Genomic DNA, 15,944 nt, shown 5'->3' on the forward strand with positions numbered 1-15,944 from the left:
CAACAATAATCGTATTAAGATCAAACTAAAAGGACTGAGTCCTGTTCAATACAGGCTCCAGTCCTTGAAGATAGCTTAATTAAAAATTGTCTAAAATTATGGGTTCAGTTCATTTTAGCTCTTTTTTATTAAATTAACTAGTGAGTGTAGTAGATTTAAATAGAGAATAAATCATATCAACACCTTTTTCAATATACGAATTTATATCTTTTATATTTTCGTCATAAAGAATTTTGTGGCATATATCATCTATAATTAGATTGCAATAATGAAGAAAGATAGCAGAATCTTCTTCACTTTTAAAAGGAATAGACATGATATCAAAAACTTCGTAAATTTTCTTTATTCTTTCTATTTCTTGAGCTTCTTTTAAATTTCTAACGTCCTTATCTAATAAAGTTAAGGCATCTAATTCATCATGATAGATTTTAGAAAAATTGTGATACTGAATCATTAATTTCACAAAAACTCTAAATATATCTTTTACAGCATTTTCGTTTTCCAAATCAATTATCTTATTTTCCATCCAAAAATCTTTCGTAGGGTAAATAAATCTGTCAGATACCATTTTTTGAACATGTAAGTAAATGTCTTTTTTATCTTCAAAATAAGCGTATACAGAACCGGTAGCAACGCCAGCTTCTTTAGCAATATCTGCAGTAGTAGTGTTATAGTAGCCTATTTCGTTGAATAGCTTAAATGAGGCCTGAATAATTTTATCCATCTTTTCTAAAGCTCTTTTTTGAGTTGGTTTTCGTATTTTTCTTTCCATATCATCACCTAATATAATATTAAAATAGCTAAAATAAAAAGTCAATAACATGAAATTCATTTCATGTTATTGACAGGAGAAAATTCTATTGATAATATATGAATATGAAATTAATTTCATATTATGATCTAAGGAGTGTTATCATGAATAAAAAAGAAAAAATTTTTGCATTTATCTCATTAGCAATCGCATGTTTTTTAACCGTTTTGGATGGAACAATAGTAAATGTATCATTACCTTCTATGGCTAATTATTTTAATACAAACATTACAGGAATTTCTTGGGTTAGTACATCATATTTAATCCCTTTTTCAGCATTACTTATTAATTTTTCTAAAATTGCAGATATTTACGGAAGAAAGAAATTATTTTTAATTGGATTATTTATCTTTGGAATTTCTTCTGTATGTTGTGGTCTTTCAACTTCATTACCAATGATTATATTTTTTAGAATAATTCAAGGTGTAGGGGCAGCTATTTTAACTCCATTAGCAATACCTTTAGGCATTGAACTTTTTGGAAAAGATGCTATGGGAAAATTAGCAATTATTATTGGAATGATTATATCTATTTCAGCTGCATCTGGTCCAGTATTAGGTGGGGTCTTAAATGAAGCTTTTAATTTTAAAGCTATTTTTTATGTGAATATACCTTTCATCTTAATAGCATTATTTTTAGGTAAAAAATATGTAGTTGAATGTTATGATAGAACAATTGAGAAAAAAGTTGATATTGTAGGTTCGATTCTTCTAGCATATGGCTTAGGCGCACTTACATTCTTGTTAGTTAAAGGAAATGAATATGGATGGAGTAGTAATAAAATTATTTTTTTAATGATAACATCGCTAGTATCTATAATAATTTTTTTAATATATGAAAGAAAAATTCCTAACGCAATGATAGATTTTAGTTTATTTAAGACAAAAAGCTATACTGCATCAATTATTTTAATTTCAATAATCTTTTTTGCATATATGCCTATTTCATACCTTATGAATTTTTATCTTGAAAATCAACTTGGGTATTCGGTTCTAAAATCAGGTTTGATTATTGGAATAACTAGCGCAACTTCGTTTATAATGTCACCAATATTTGCACTAATTTCTAAAAAAACTTCTTCGAGAGTTGTTTCATTCTGCGCAATTGTATTTATTTCCTTAGGAGATTTGATGTTTATATTTATGAATAGCAGCAACAATACTAAAATTATTTATATAGCATTTATTATACTTGGATTAGGTATGGCTTCTACAACGCCACTATATCAAAGTGCATTTGAAGAGATTTCTCTTGATAAAAATGGAATGGCTTCTGGTGTACTAAATAGCTTAAGACAATTAACAGCATGTATTGCAATTGCATTAGTTTCTACTTTAAGTACACATTATACAAATATAGCAATTGATAATACAAAAAATAAAATAATAGAAAAAGTAAATGAAAATGTAGTTCTAGAACAAGAAGTTAAGGACACAATCAATGATAAGATTAATGATTCGTCAGCTAGCAAAGGAGAAGTCTTTTCAAAAGAAATGGTACACAATATAATATCTCAGAAGGAAAAAACGATTTTACCTACAGTTCCACAAAATATGCAAGAGGCGGTCTCAAAGAAATTTCAAGCGCAAGAGATTGAAGTGAATAAAGTGTTACAAGATATAAACAAAATTAAAGAAGATGAAAGTAATGAGGTTTATAATAAGAGTTACATGATAACTGGTATAATCGCATTATTTGGATTGTTCATAGTGCCTTTTAATATTAGAAATGAAATTAAGAGTGGAAAAAAATCTAAGGCCATAGCATAGAATATAAAAAGATATTAGTTTATTGTATATAATGGAAATAATTAACTACTTAAAATTAAAATGTGTTTTAAGATAGGTTTATAAAAGTAGTTATAAACCTATCTTTTTTTATTAATTAAAAGGGGGAATATAAAGTGGCTCAAATTTTTAGAAAAGATACGATGCAGTTTAAATTAAGACAGTCACCAATACCAGAATTCTCTTGGCATACAAGTGAAAAATTATCAGAATTAGCTAAATCAGAACATATGCAATTTAATGTAAGATTTCTTGATCCGGGAAAGTACTCATATCCATATCACTTTCATAGAAATTCAGAGGAATTATTTGTAATACTCTCCGGCACGGTAACTTTAAGAATTCCAGATGAATTCTTAATTCTAAATGAAGGTGATATTGTATTTTTCAAAATGGGGCCAAGTGGAGCACATCAACTATATAATCACACCACTGAACCATGCAAGTTTTTAGATATCAGGACAGTATTTGGGCTAGATGTATGTGAATATCCGGATTCAGGAAAAATAAATATTTTGCCATACGAAGAGATATACGAAAGTAGTGCAAAAGTAGATTATTATAAGGGAGAAGAAAAAGTAAAAGATAAATGGTGAATAAATATTAAATTTAATTAGAATTATATACATAGCTTTAATTTAGCGTGAATATTCTAGTTATAAGAATAATAGTATTAAAGAGGCATTATGTACCAATTAATACCAAAACCTTTATTAATGCAATTTAATTATGTGAGTAGGGATTTCTTAGAAATAGATAAGTTAATTTTAATGAGAGAAGAAGAACTTATGGACAGTGGCAAAAGACAAGGAACTATAGGAGTATCCTTACCAGATGGAGTAGAAAAGAGATGGATTAGAGATCTTGCAGCAATGGAGAAGGAAGCAAAAGAAAAAGGAGCATTTTTAAAATCAGAAGTTTCAAATAACGTGTTTGCTAATCAAGATACAAAAGTGGATAAATTGTTATCAGAGGGTATAAGTATATTAATAATAGCCCCAACAGATTCAGTTGCTGCAGCTTCAATAGTTGACAAAGCACATAAAGTGAATGTTAAAGTAATTGCCTATGATAGAATAATAAAAAATAGTGATGTTGATTTATATGTAACCTTTGATAGCCAACGCGTTGGAGAAATTCAAGGACAATATCTTACAAAAACTGCTCCAAAAGGTAATTATATTATTTTAACAGGAGATCCTGAAGATAATAATTCAGCACTTTTGTTAAAAGGAGCAATGGAATTTATTCAACCTCTAGTTACGCAAAGAGAAATTAAAATAGTTACAAATATGCCAGTATTAAATTGGGATCCTAAAAATGCATATAAAATAGTAGCTGATTCACTAAAGGATAATAAAAATAACATAAATGCAATATTAGCACCAAATGATGCAATTGCCGGAGCTGCAATAGATGCTTTAAAAGAACAAGGATTGGCAGGAAAAGTTATAGTTACAGGTCAAGATGCTGATGTTGATGCAGCAAAAAGGATAGTGCAAGGAACTCAAGCAATGACTGTTTTCAAAGATACAAGAGCTTTAGGAGCAGCAGCAATAGATGCAGCAATAAAACTTTCAGAAGGAAAAGCATTAGATCTAAGTGGTACAACCAATAATGGTAAAATTGAAGTACCATCTATTTTATTGGATTCTGTAGCAGTGACAAAAGATAATTTAGAGGCTATACTAATAAATAGTGGATTTATTAAAAAATCGGATGTTTTTACTACCTAATAATTTGGGTAGTTTTTTATTTTATTGATATAAAAAGATTATAAAATGATTCTTAGTTTTTAATATATGAAAACATTCATAGATAAATGATTATTTGAATAAATTTATAAATAAATAATTAGTTTATAGAGGTAATCATGTTCCTAAGTTTACCAAATGAATTTCATGTACCTATTAGGTTTATAAATAAAGACATTTTAGAATTTAATGAAGTATTCTTAAATTTCAGACAAGCACCAATAGGAGTATCCCTCCCCTTACAGCAGGAGGAAAGGTGGATCAAAGATTTAGAAGCAATGAAGCAACGAGCTAAAGAAATTGGTGTTTCATTAGATGTCAGACTTGCTAGAGATGCAAATGATCAAAAAGCACAAGTAGATGAATTAATCACCAAAGGCAGTATTGGAGTTTTAATCATAGCTGCTATTAATCCTTTGGCTTTTGAGGACTTAGTAGATAAAGCACATAAGTCAAATATTAAAGTGATTGCATATGATAGACTAATAAAAAATAGTGATTTAGATTTATATATTACCTTTAATAATGAAAGAGTTGGAGAACTACAGGGAAGATATTTAATTGAAAAAGTTCCAAAAGGAAATTATATTATCTTATCTGGAGATCCTGAGGATAATAATGCCAAGTTAGTTAAAGAAGGGGCAATGGCATTTATAAATCCTCTTGTAACATTGAGAGATATAAAAATTGTTGCAGATAAAGCAGTAGATAATTGGGATCCTAAAATTGCATATGGTTTTGTAAAAGAGGCATTGATTGCTAATAAGAATGCTGTAAATGCAGTGTTAGCACCAAATGATGATATTGCAGGTGGGGCAATAGATGCTTTAAAAGAACAAGGGTTAGCAGGAAAAGTTGCAGTAACTGGTCAGGATGCAGATTTTCAAGCTATTCGTAGAATTATAGAAGGTACACAATCTATGACAGTTTTTAAGGACACAAGGGAGTTGGGAAAAGTAGCCATTGAATCTGCAAAAAAACTAGCACTTGGTGAAGCAATAGATTCGACTGATACTATTAATAATGGTAAAACAGATGTGCAATCGATATTTATTTCACCTACATTGGTAACTAAAGATAATTTAGTTCAAATACTTATAAATAGTGGATACTTAAAAAAAGAAGATGTATATGGAAAAAATAACATTAAGTAAATCCTAATTAAAAAACTGCCTAACTTAGGCAGTTTTTTTAGAAATTCAAACAAGATTTTTATTTAAATGCTTTCAAAACTATAGTAGCATTATGTCCACCAAAACCAAGTGAGTTCGATAGAGCATAATTTATATCAGTAGATATGCCTTTATTTGGAGTGTAATTTAAATCGCATTCAGGATCCGGAGTATTATAATTTATTGTTGGAGGTATAAATCCATCTTTAAGTGCTAGAGCCGTTATAATTGCTTCAACTGCACCAGTAGCCCCTAACATATGTCCAGTCATTGATTTTGTAGAACTAATAGGTAATTTGTAAGAATATTCACCAAAAACAGTTTTAATAGCAGCTGTTTCATTCTTATCATTAGCTGAAGTGGAAGTACCATGAGCATTAATATAGCCTATCTCTGATGGGTTTATTCCTGCATCTTCAATTGCTGTTTTCATTGATCTTGCTGCACCTTCGCCACCCTCTGCTGGTGAAGTAATGTGATAAGCATCATTAGTGCAACCATATCCAACAACCTCAGCAATAATATTGGCACCTCTTTTAATTGCATGTTCGTATTCTTCAAGAATTAGCATTCCAGCACCTTCACCCATGATAAACCCATCTCTCTCTTTATCAAAAGGTCTTGAAGCAGTAGTTGGATCCTCATTTCTAGTCATGGCTTTGCTTGAACAGAAGCCAGCTAAACATAATCTAGTAATTGAGGCTTCAGTACCACCAGCGATTATTGCGTCAGCGTCACCTCTTTGAATAACCTTAAAGGCATCTCCTAATGTATTTGTAGAAGTTGCGCAGGCTGTTACTGTACATTCAACAAAACCTTTTGCACCAAATCTTATAGCAATAAGACCAGATGCCATATTGGATATCATCATAGGTACTAAAAATGGACTAACTCTTCCTGGACCTTTTTCAATTAGAGTGTTATATTGATTTTCTAAAGTTTCGATTCCACCAATTCCTGAACCTACAATTACGCCTAGACGTTCTTTGTTGACATTTTTTAAGTCAAGCTTAGAATTCTCTATGGCCATTTGTGCTGCAGCAATAGCGTACTGTGAGAATCTATCCATTCTTCTTATTTCTTTTTTTTCAATATAAATTTCAGGATTAAAATCTTTAATTTCAGCAGCAACTTTCGTAGGCATATCTGAAACATCAACTCTTTCTATTTTACTTATTCCACTTTTTCCTTCTTTTATGTTATTCCAGAATTCTTCAGTTCCCATACCAACAGATGAAACTACACCTGTTCCAGTGATTACTACACGTTTTTTCATTTAATAAACCTCCATATTATATAAAGTATTAATATTCACATATATTTACACTAAATAAAATATCATATATAATTTATTAAAAATGAACAACAATTGCTTTTTTAAGCATCAATTGAGGTTATTATGATTGATTTAAAGGATACAATAGAAGAATGCATAGAATATATAGAGGATAATATCTATAATAAAATATCTTTAGATGAAATTTCTGAAGAAACTGGAATATCAAAATATTATCTTCATAGAGTATTTAAATCATTAACAGGAGAGTCAATTATAGAATATGTACAATCAAGGAAACTTACTGCAAGTATAGATGAATTGGTACATACTAATAAGAGAATTATAGATATTGCTATGGATTATGGTTTTAATTATGAGCAATCTTATATTAGAGCTTTTAAGAAAAAATTTGGACACACTCCATTAAAAGTTCGTACAGATGATGTTTCAATGGTTCTTACAGAAAAAATAAATATAAATGATATACTTACTGTAGACAATTCTATAACCTATAAACCTTCTTTTATATTTAAACAAAAATTTAATATTGTAGGTACAGAATATAAAATTATGAGTAAATCTGGAGATAACGCAGCCAATACTTATGGACGTGAATTTTTTTATAATCGCAAAAATGAGATTGTGAATCCTATAAATTCACACATTTATATTGGGTATACAGATTGGAGTCAAAATGATAACGGATATATATATTACATGCCATCTACACAAGTAGCAGATTTAGAACATATACCAGACGGAATGAAAGGTGTAACGATACCTGCAAATAAATATGTTGTATTTAGATTTATTGGATTTTTTAATCCAGATGAAATTAGGGGAAGACATATAGGAAGAGTTCTAGCTCATTTATATAGAAAATGGATATATAAATCAGAGTTTAAATTTGCAGATTCCTTTAGACTTGAATATATAGATTCATCTTTAACAAAAGACAATTATTGTGAACTTGATATTTATCAACCTATAGAATAAATAGAAGTAGCCATCAGTAGCTACTTCTATTTTTTTACTTTATGAAAATAGGAGTATAGTGTAATTTATTATGGCATCAGTTCTTTTCTCAAATTTACTACCTCTAAACCCGAAAACAACTGTTACTTGAACCTCATAGGGGCTAATAACTTGTAACTTACAATCAACTGTACTTCTAAAAAATGGACCTTCTTCATCAGAAAATCCATAATCGATTCCCTGTAGAGCAACGGTTGCTTGGGATACATAGAATGGATATGTTTTATAAGTTTTATTTAATACTCTTCCGCCAGAAGTTTTTTCAGAAAACCTAATAGAGTCATTAATTATTCTCATGATATCACCTCATAAAATATATATGTTTACCTATACAATATTTATACAAACTGAATAGTATTTTCTAAAAATAAATATGCATAATTATAGGAAAAAAATAAAAAAATATTAGTAAATAAGTACAGGCTTACCTCATAATATATTAATAAGCATTACTAGGAGGCAAGGCTTTGATTATTGTTGCAAATTTATTTGAGCTAATATGCAATTTACCTTTTCTAACAGGATATGTAAACAATAATACTTTCCCAAAACCTCTTTCCGAGGAAGAGGAAGAACTATATTTAAGAAAATTACGTGAAGGTGAAACCTCAGCAAAGTCAATACTTATTGAAAGAAACTTGAGACTTGTGGCACATATAGTAAAGAAGTATTCTGTACAAAACAAGGAGGTTGATGATTTAATCTCAATAGGTACAGTGGGATTAATTAAGGCTATAGAGTCTTTTGATTCAACCAAAGGAACTAGACTTGCTACCTACGCTGCTAGGTGTATAGAAAATGAAATTCTTATGCTTTTTAGAAATAATAAAAAAAACAAGGGAGAAGTATATTTACAGGATCCCATTGGTATTGATAAAGAAGGCAATGAAATTTGTTTAATGGATGTACTAAGTAGTGATAGTGATTCAGTAGTAGAGATTGTTGAAAATAATCTTCAAGTTAAGAGTTTGTACAACAAAATGAGCAAATTTTTAACTTTAAGAGAAAAAGAAATAATTGAAATGAGATATGGACTGCTAGATGGTAAGATAAAAACACAAAGAGAAATAGCTGCTCTCTTAGGTATTTCGAGATCATATGTATCTAGAATAGAAAAAAAAGCTCTGAAAAAATTATATAAGGAAATGAATGGAAGGTACTAGTATAAGGCTAAAATCTTGTGATATATAGTTAGAATTTTCACTTTTGACTTATGGACAAAGTGTAAAAGAACTTTAATTATATAAAAAAACAGATTTTAGCCTTTTATGTTGAAATGGAGATTTTTTTATATGAAAAAAATGTTATAATATACTTAGGGATAGTATGCAAATTAGATTGGAGGATATTTATGTATGATTTATTGAATTTATTAAAGGATACTTTAGAAAGGGGAGCATCAGATTTACATTTAACTGTAGGAATACCACCAATAATAAGAGTTAATGGAGAGTTAATTAAAATTGGTAAAGAGTCATTAACACCTGCAGATACAAATAGATTTACAATGGAAATTCTAGAGGATAAATATCCTATATATAATGAGGCGGGAGAATATGATACCTCATATTCAATTTCAGGTTATGGTAGATTTAGAGTAAATGCCTTTAAGCAAAGAAATTCAGATGCCTTAGCATTAAGAGTTATAGCATTAAAAATACCTACATTAGAAGAATTAAAACATCCTGAGATTGTAAAAACATTAACCGAGAAAAAGAGAGGGTTAGTTCTAGTAACAGGACCTACAGGAAGTGGTAAATCTACTACATTAGCGGCTATGATTAACCAGATAAATAATACAAGAGAAGAACATGTAATTACTTTAGAAGATCCGATTGAGTATTTACATAAACACAAACAATGTATAATAAATCAAAGAGAAATAGGTAAAGATTCTAAAAGTTATGAAAATGCATTAAGGGCAGTTCTTAGAGAAGACCCAGATGTTATTTTAGTAGGTGAGATGAGAGATTTAGAAACTATTGCAATAGCAATAACTGCTGCTGAGACTGGTCATCTTGTATTTTCAACCTTACATACAATAGGTGCAGCTAAGACAATCGATAGAATTGTAGATGTTTTCCCACCACATCAACAGCAGCAAATAAGAATTCAGCTTTCAGCTGTTTTACAAGGAATTATTTCTCAACAATTAGTTCCAACAGCGGATAAGAAAGGAAGAGTTGCAGCTCTTGAAGTAATGGTTACTACACCTGGTATTCAAAACTTAATAAGAGAGGGAAAAACTCATCAAATTGAATCTTCTATTCAAACTGGAAGTAAATATGGAATGAAGACCATGGATATGGCTTTATCTGAATTGTATAGAAAAGGAATTATTACGTCAGAAACCGCACTAAGCTACGCAGTAGATAGTGAGACTATAAAGCGAATTATGCTACTATAAAGAATCTTTTGGTAAAACTAAAATTATCCTTGTAAATCATAAGAATTTAAGATAAGATTTACAAGGTGTTTTATTTTTTGGGGGATAAATATAGGAAATAGGAAAACAATATTAATATTAGTTTAAATATATAACATTAAGTGGTAATAATCATTTTTTTGTGCTAAAATATGTATGAACTAGGGGGGAGCATTAAATGTATTATATTAAAGGTATCTTTAATTTTATTTCTGTAATATTTTCAAATTTAGTATTCATCATTTCCCTATATTTTTTGTTTCTTTCACTTTTTGGATTATTTAAAAAGAAGTCCAAAGGACATAAACCTCCAAAAACTAGCTTTGCCTTAATTGTCGCAGCACATAATGAAGAAAAAGTAATCAAAGGAATAATTGAAAGCTTTAAAAGACTGGATTATCCCAAAGAGCTATTTGATATCTTTGTTATAGCAGATAATTGTTCTGACAGAACTGCCGCAATAGCAAGGGAAGCTGGTGCAAAAGTATATGAACGTTTTGATGAAACTAAAAAAGGAAAAGGTTATGCACTTGAATGGATGTTTGACAAGATATTCAAGATGAAAAAACAATATGATTCAGTGGGAGTATTTGATGCTGATAATTTAGTTAGCAAGAATTTTTTATTAGAAATAAATAATAAATTCATTGATGGATATAAGGTAGTACAAGGATATTTGGATTCAAAGAATCCTAACGATACATGGATTACAGCAAACTATTCAATTTCTTTTTGGCTTTCAAATAGAATGTTCCAGTTAGCAAGAAGCAATGTAGGATTATCTAGCCAACTTGGGGGAACCGGTTTCTGCATTAAGACAGATACTTTAAAGGAGTTAGGCTGGGGAGCAACTTGTCTTACAGAAGATTTAGAGTTTTCATGTAAATTAGTTCTTAATGGACATAAGGTAGGTTGGGCACATGAAGCTGTAGTATATGATGAAAAACCACTAACTTTAGCTCAGTCATGGTCACAACGAAAAAGATGGATGCAAGGATTTGCTGATGTTTCAAGCAGATATTTCTTTAAATTAGTAAAAAAGGGAATTACAGAATTAAACGTAGTAGCTCTGGATTGTGCGTTATATAGTATACAACCAATACTACTTATTTTACTAGGAATAGCTTTAGCATTGAACTTATATAATCAATTTATGATGGTACCTAATATGGTAATAGGAATTATTTCATTTTTAAATTCGGCAAATGCTAATATAACAATATACGGTGGATTGATTCTACTTATATTACAAATATTATATAGTCCCTTTATTCTTGCGATTGAAAAGAAAATGAGTTTTAAAATTATGTTATACTTTATACTTAACCCAATATATTCTTTAACTTGGGTTCCTATTTCAATACAAGGTATAATAGCAAAGAACGACAAAGAATGGTCACATACTGAGCATACTAGAAATATTGATATTACAGAGTTGGAAAAAGTGAACTAAGAATATATTGTAAAAAAACTTGGAAAATCCAAGTTTTTTTTATTTTGATTAAATGATAATTGTCAATAATTACATGAAGGAATTTAGTGATGAGTGTTGAATATGAATATGTGATGAAGCTTAAGGAGGAATCGACAGTTGAGAAATATAGCATTAATAGGAGTAGACATAGGTTCATACAATATTAGTATTTCATCAGGAATAATAAATTCATTAGGAGAATTAGAAATATTAAATAGTTATAGTCAAGTTTCACAAGGTGTAATTGCAGGAATAATTGAAGATAAAGAAAGCTTATCTAAAGTTTTAAAATCATTGTTAGATAAAGCAATTAATGATACAAATCTCAAAGACTATATTATTCAAGTAGGAATAACTTCAAGAGAAAGCAGAATATCTTATAATAATTACGAAAATCCTATTAAAACTGGTGAAGTAAACGCATCAGATATTAATAAAATTATTGAAAAAGCAAGAGAAGATTTAGTATTAGGACGAGATGAAATAGTAGCTGATACAATAATTCTTGATTATATAATTGATAATAGAAGTATTAAAGAAAATGTTATTGGGTGGAAAAGTAGAAGACTCAAGGCTAATCTTTGTCATATAATCTGCAAAAAAAATATTGTAGATAGTTATATAGAAGTATTTAATTTGATAGGTTATAAAGTAAATAAAATATCACCTGATATAATTTATTCCAGAAAGTTTTTCTTAGAGAATAATTACAATGATACAGCTCTTATTGATATAGGAGACGAAGTAACTGATATTGCTATATATAATAATGACATTCCAAAAGAATTGTTTTCAATTCCTATTGGTGGTAAACAAATTACCAATGATATTTCAATTGGATTGGGTTTGCCAAAAGGGGAAAGCCAAAGAATTAAAGAAATTTATGCCTTTAGTTATAAAACTTTAACAAACTTGGACGATAATATTAATAGTAAAATTGGAACAATAGAAATTGATAAGGTTTTACTAAAGGAAATTATAGAAGCTAGAATTGAAGAAATACTTAAAATTGTAATTTTACAGTTAAAAAAAGCTTCATACTATGATAAAATAAGTAATGTAATAATCTTCGGTGAAGGAATTGTTAATTTTGAGGGCATTAAAGGTTTAGCTAAAACAATTATCGGTAAAAAAATTACAATTACAACAAGAAATAGTCATAATTTACAAAATTCTTCAACTATTTTATCCTTATCTATTGTAAAGGGCGCATATGATGATATAGAATTATTATGTGAGAACTTTAATACATTAGATTTTAAACAAAATGAAATTGAAGCAAATAAGAATTATAAGAATAAGAAATTGAACAAACTTAAAAATATGCTAAAGGGAATTTTCTAAAGGAGGAATAAATTTTGTTAGACTTTGAAGTAGATATACAAGATTTCACAAATATTAAGGTTATAGGTTGCGGCGGTGGCGGTAGTAACGCTGTTAATAGAATGATTGTTGAAGGATTAAAAAATGTTGAATTTTTAGCTATAAATACAGATAAACAAGCACTTATGCTTTCTCATGCAAATCAAAAAATCCAAGTTGGTGAAAAATTAACTAAAGGCCTTGGTGCTGGAGCTAATCCTGAAATCGGTAAAAAGGCAGCTGAAGAAAGTAGAGAAGAAATAGAAGAGGCAATAAAAGGCGCTGATATGGTATTCATTACTGCTGGTATGGGTGGTGGAACAGGTACAGGAGCCGCACCAGTTGTTGCTGAAATTGCAAAATCTCTAGGAATTTTAACTGTAGGAGTTGTAACAAAACCTTTTCCTTTTGAAGGAAGAAGAAGAATGAAGCATGCTGAAATGGGAATTGAGAACCTTAAAGAAAAGGTTGATACATTAGTTATCATTCCTAATGAAAGATTGTTAACTATGGTTGATAAGAAGACAACCTTATTAGATTCTTTCAAGCTTGCAGATGATGTATTAAGACAAGGTGTACAAGGTATATCTGACTTAATTACAATTCCAGGTCTTGTAAACTTAGACTTTGCTGACGTTAGGGCGGTAATGTTAGATAAAGGACTTGCACACATGGGTGTAGGTAAGGGAAGTGGAGATAATAGAGCACAAGAAGCTGCTAAACAGGCAATTTCTTCACCTTTACTTGAGACATCAATAGTTGGAGCAACTGGAGTTTTACTTAATGTTACTGGTGGTGCTGATTTAGGATTATTAGAAATTAATGAGGCTGCAGAAATTGTTCAAGATGCTGCAGATCCAGATGCTAATATAATATTTGGTGCTGTAATTGATGAAACATTAAAAGATGAAATTAGAATAACAGTAATCGCTACTGGCTTTGAAGAAGAAGTAAGAAGTATATCAAAAGAGGAAGCTAAAAAAGAAGTAGCTAGTACTATAGTTTCAGAAAAAGCAGAAGAAGAAACAGTAGCTCAACATAAGGTTGAAGAGGATGAGGATGAGATTAACATTCCTACATTCTTAAGAAATAGAAAAAAATAGTTTAAATTTAAAGAACCGTTGTTTAAAAAGCAACGGTTCTTTTTTTATATTAAATGTAGTTAATTGTAAATTATAAGAAAAAAATAATCATAAATATCCTTTTTAAAATGACAATATTTTCCTATGACTAGTTTTATAATTTAAATGGGGTGATAATTATGATAATATACATAGATATTTTACTTATAGAGAATTTCATAATAAATTTATTTCTATTAATGGTAATGACAAAATTATTAAAGGTTAAAAAGAGGAGAAAACAAGAAGTTTTTGCAGCAACTTTAGGAGCCTTCTATGTTTTAGTCATGATTAGCCCAAGTTTAAAGTTCTTTACATTAATACCTTTTAAGATAATTGTATCAATAATTATGGTATATATAACCATTGGAACAACACATATAAAGAATTTAATTAAAGGAACAGGGGTGTTAATAATGCTATCCTTTTTATTAAGTGGCGTGTGTTTTGGTTTATCATTTTTTTCAAATGGATATAGTTTGAATTCGGGATACACTTTAAATTCATATCCTATTAAATACTTGGTACTCGCTATACTTTGTATTTTAATATTTACTGAAAGAATTGTAGACATAATTAAAGATAAATATTTTGTTAGTAATTACACTTATGACTTAACAATTAAAATTAACAATAAAGAGATTCATACACAAGGATTTTTAGATACTGGAAATGAACTAAAAGAACCGATCACAAATCTACCGGTAATAATTATTGAAAAGGCGTTATATGATGATGTGGATTTAGACCCAAAGAAACTACTATATATTAATTTTAAAGCTGTTAATGGTGTTGACGGAATGTTAAGAGGAATAAGAGTAGATGAAATAATTATAGAAAATGAAAGCTGCAAATTGTTAAGAGAAGGAATTGTATGTTTTACCGAGCATTCACTGGCAGAGGATGGTGAATATAGAGCTTTATTATCAAGAGGAATAGTATAGGGGTGTTGACGTTATGAATAAAATTCTAATTATAATAAATAGAATATTAAGCAAACTAAAATTATTTAGAAAAAAAGTATATTACGTTGGAGGAAATGATGCACTTCCACCTCCACTTTCAAAGGAAGAAGAAGAACAATTGGTTTCAAACTTAATGAATGGAAATGAAAAAGTCAGAAGTACACTTATAGAAAGAAATTTGCGATTGGTAGTTTATATAGCAAGAAAATTTGAAAATACTGGAGTTGGAGTTGAAGACTTAATATCAGTAGGAACTATTGGTTTAATAAAGGCAGTCAATACCTTTAATCCAGAGAAGAAAATTAAATTAGCAACCTATGCATCGCGTTGTATAGAAAATGAAATACTAATGTATTTAAGAAGAAATTCCAAAGTGAAGGCTGAGATTTCTTTTTATGAACCATTAAATATTGATTGGGATGGAAATGAATTATTGCTTTCAGATATATTAGGTACTGAAAATGACATTGTATATAATTTAATTGAAGATGAAGTTGATAAACAATTATTATTCATGGTACTAAAAAATTTGAATGACAGAGAGAAGGAAATAGTTAAATTAAGATTTGGATTATATGGCTCTAGAGAAAAGACGCAAAAGGAAGTAGCCGACATGTTAGGTATTTCTCAATCATATATTTCTAGATTAGAAAAGAAGATAATTAATAGATTAAAAAAAGAAATGAATAAAATGATTTAATATGTTTAGTATAAAAAAACCTCCTAAGGGATATACTCTTAATGCAGTCATTTATTACG

16 protein-coding genes are annotated in these 15,944 nt (G+C 29.2%); 13 read left to right on the forward strand and 3 right to left on the reverse strand.

The window, feature by feature from the left end:
- A partial coding sequence (locus tag JK634_RS20695; protein ID WP_202765996.1) for an IS3 family transposase occupies nucleotides 1-79 on the forward strand: 79 nt, incomplete at its 5' end.
- Between the two features lie 54 nt (nucleotides 80-133).
- Here JK634_RS20695 and JK634_RS03065 read toward each other — a convergent pair.
- On the reverse strand, nucleotides 134-772 hold the full coding sequence (locus JK634_RS03065; RefSeq protein WP_202766155.1) for a TetR/AcrR family transcriptional regulator: 639 nt from the start codon (nucleotides 770-772) through the stop codon (nucleotides 134-136).
- 143 nt (nucleotides 773-915) lie between these two features.
- Here JK634_RS03065 and JK634_RS03070 point away from each other — a divergent pair, with 143 nt between their 5' ends.
- The 4 genes from JK634_RS03070 to JK634_RS03085 all read left to right on the forward strand — a co-directional run bounded on the left by JK634_RS03070 (nucleotide 916) and on the right by JK634_RS03085 (nucleotide 5,506).
- On the forward strand, nucleotides 916-2,580 hold the full coding sequence (locus JK634_RS03070) for an MFS transporter (protein ID WP_202766156.1): 1,665 nt from the start codon (nucleotides 916-918) through the stop codon (nucleotides 2,578-2,580).
- Nucleotides 2,581-2,714: 134 nt separating this feature from the next.
- A complete protein-coding gene (locus tag JK634_RS03075; protein ID WP_202766157.1) occupies nucleotides 2,715-3,194 on the forward strand; it encodes a cupin domain-containing protein in 480 nt (159 codons plus the stop codon).
- A 90-nt stretch (nucleotides 3,195-3,284) separates the two neighbouring features.
- Nucleotides 3,285-4,334 (forward strand): sugar ABC transporter substrate-binding protein, encoded by a 1,050-nt coding sequence (locus tag JK634_RS03080; RefSeq protein ID WP_202766158.1) that lies wholly within the window; start codon nucleotides 3,285-3,287, stop codon nucleotides 4,332-4,334.
- Between the two features lie 137 nt (nucleotides 4,335-4,471).
- A complete protein-coding gene (locus tag JK634_RS03085) occupies nucleotides 4,472-5,506 on the forward strand; it encodes a sugar ABC transporter substrate-binding protein (RefSeq protein ID WP_202766159.1) in 1,035 nt (344 codons plus the stop codon).
- Between the two features lie 58 nt (nucleotides 5,507-5,564).
- Here JK634_RS03085 and fabF read toward each other — a convergent pair whose 3' ends face one another.
- A complete protein-coding gene (gene fabF / locus JK634_RS03090; protein WP_202766160.1) occupies nucleotides 5,565-6,800 on the reverse strand; it encodes a beta-ketoacyl-ACP synthase II in 1,236 nt (411 codons plus the stop codon).
- Between the two features lie 123 nt (nucleotides 6,801-6,923).
- Here fabF and JK634_RS03095 point away from each other — a divergent pair, with 123 nt between their 5' ends.
- Nucleotides 6,924-7,799 carry an AraC family transcriptional regulator gene (locus JK634_RS03095; RefSeq protein WP_202766161.1) on the forward strand — a complete coding sequence of 292 codons (876 nt, stop codon included), beginning with the start codon at nucleotides 6,924-6,926 and terminating at the stop codon, nucleotides 7,797-7,799.
- 39 nt (nucleotides 7,800-7,838) lie between these two features.
- Here the strand turns inward: JK634_RS03095 and JK634_RS03100 are convergent, their stop codons facing one another.
- Nucleotides 7,839-8,135: a hypothetical protein gene (locus JK634_RS03100; protein ID WP_202766162.1), complete on the reverse strand. Its 297-nt coding sequence runs from the start codon at nucleotides 8,133-8,135 to the stop codon at nucleotides 7,839-7,841.
- 170 nt (nucleotides 8,136-8,305) lie between these two features.
- Here JK634_RS03100 and sigK point away from each other — a divergent pair, with 170 nt between their 5' ends.
- The 7 genes from sigK to sigE all read left to right on the forward strand — a co-directional run bounded on the left by sigK (nucleotide 8,306) and on the right by sigE (nucleotide 15,885).
- Nucleotides 8,306-9,001, forward strand: a complete 696-nt coding sequence (sigK, locus tag JK634_RS03105; RefSeq protein ID WP_202766163.1) for an RNA polymerase sporulation sigma factor SigK — start codon at nucleotides 8,306-8,308, stop codon at nucleotides 8,999-9,001.
- A 188-nt stretch (nucleotides 9,002-9,189) separates the two neighbouring features.
- Entirely contained in the window at nucleotides 9,190-10,245 is a 1,056-nt protein-coding gene (locus JK634_RS03110) for a type IV pilus twitching motility protein PilT (RefSeq protein WP_202766164.1), read from the forward strand.
- 196 nt (nucleotides 10,246-10,441) lie between these two features.
- On the forward strand, nucleotides 10,442-11,716 hold the full coding sequence (locus JK634_RS03115) for a glycosyltransferase family 2 protein (RefSeq protein WP_202766165.1): 1,275 nt from the start codon (nucleotides 10,442-10,444) through the stop codon (nucleotides 11,714-11,716).
- A gap of 138 nt (nucleotides 11,717-11,854) precedes the next feature.
- The gene (locus JK634_RS03120; RefSeq protein ID WP_202766166.1) at nucleotides 11,855-13,081 is read left to right on the forward strand and encodes a cell division FtsA domain-containing protein; all 1,227 of its coding nucleotides are present in this window, start codon (nucleotides 11,855-11,857) and stop codon (nucleotides 13,079-13,081) included.
- A 14-nt stretch (nucleotides 13,082-13,095) separates the two neighbouring features.
- Nucleotides 13,096-14,202: a cell division protein FtsZ gene (gene ftsZ, locus JK634_RS03125; RefSeq protein WP_202766167.1), complete on the forward strand. Its 1,107-nt coding sequence runs from the start codon at nucleotides 13,096-13,098 to the stop codon at nucleotides 14,200-14,202.
- A 158-nt stretch (nucleotides 14,203-14,360) separates the two neighbouring features.
- Complete coding sequence (locus JK634_RS03130; protein WP_202766168.1) at nucleotides 14,361-15,164, forward strand: sigma-E processing peptidase SpoIIGA; 804 nt, start codon at nucleotides 14,361-14,363, stop codon at nucleotides 15,162-15,164.
- Nucleotides 15,165-15,177: 13 nt separating this feature from the next.
- On the forward strand, nucleotides 15,178-15,885 hold the full coding sequence (gene sigE / locus JK634_RS03135) for an RNA polymerase sporulation sigma factor SigE (protein ID WP_202766169.1): 708 nt from the start codon (nucleotides 15,178-15,180) through the stop codon (nucleotides 15,883-15,885).
- Nucleotides 15,886-15,944 lie beyond the last annotated feature (59 nt).

This window comes from Clostridium paridis (genome assembly GCF_016765615.1).
Taxonomy (GTDB): Bacteria; Bacillota; Clostridia; order Clostridiales; family Clostridiaceae; genus Clostridium_T; species Clostridium_T paridis.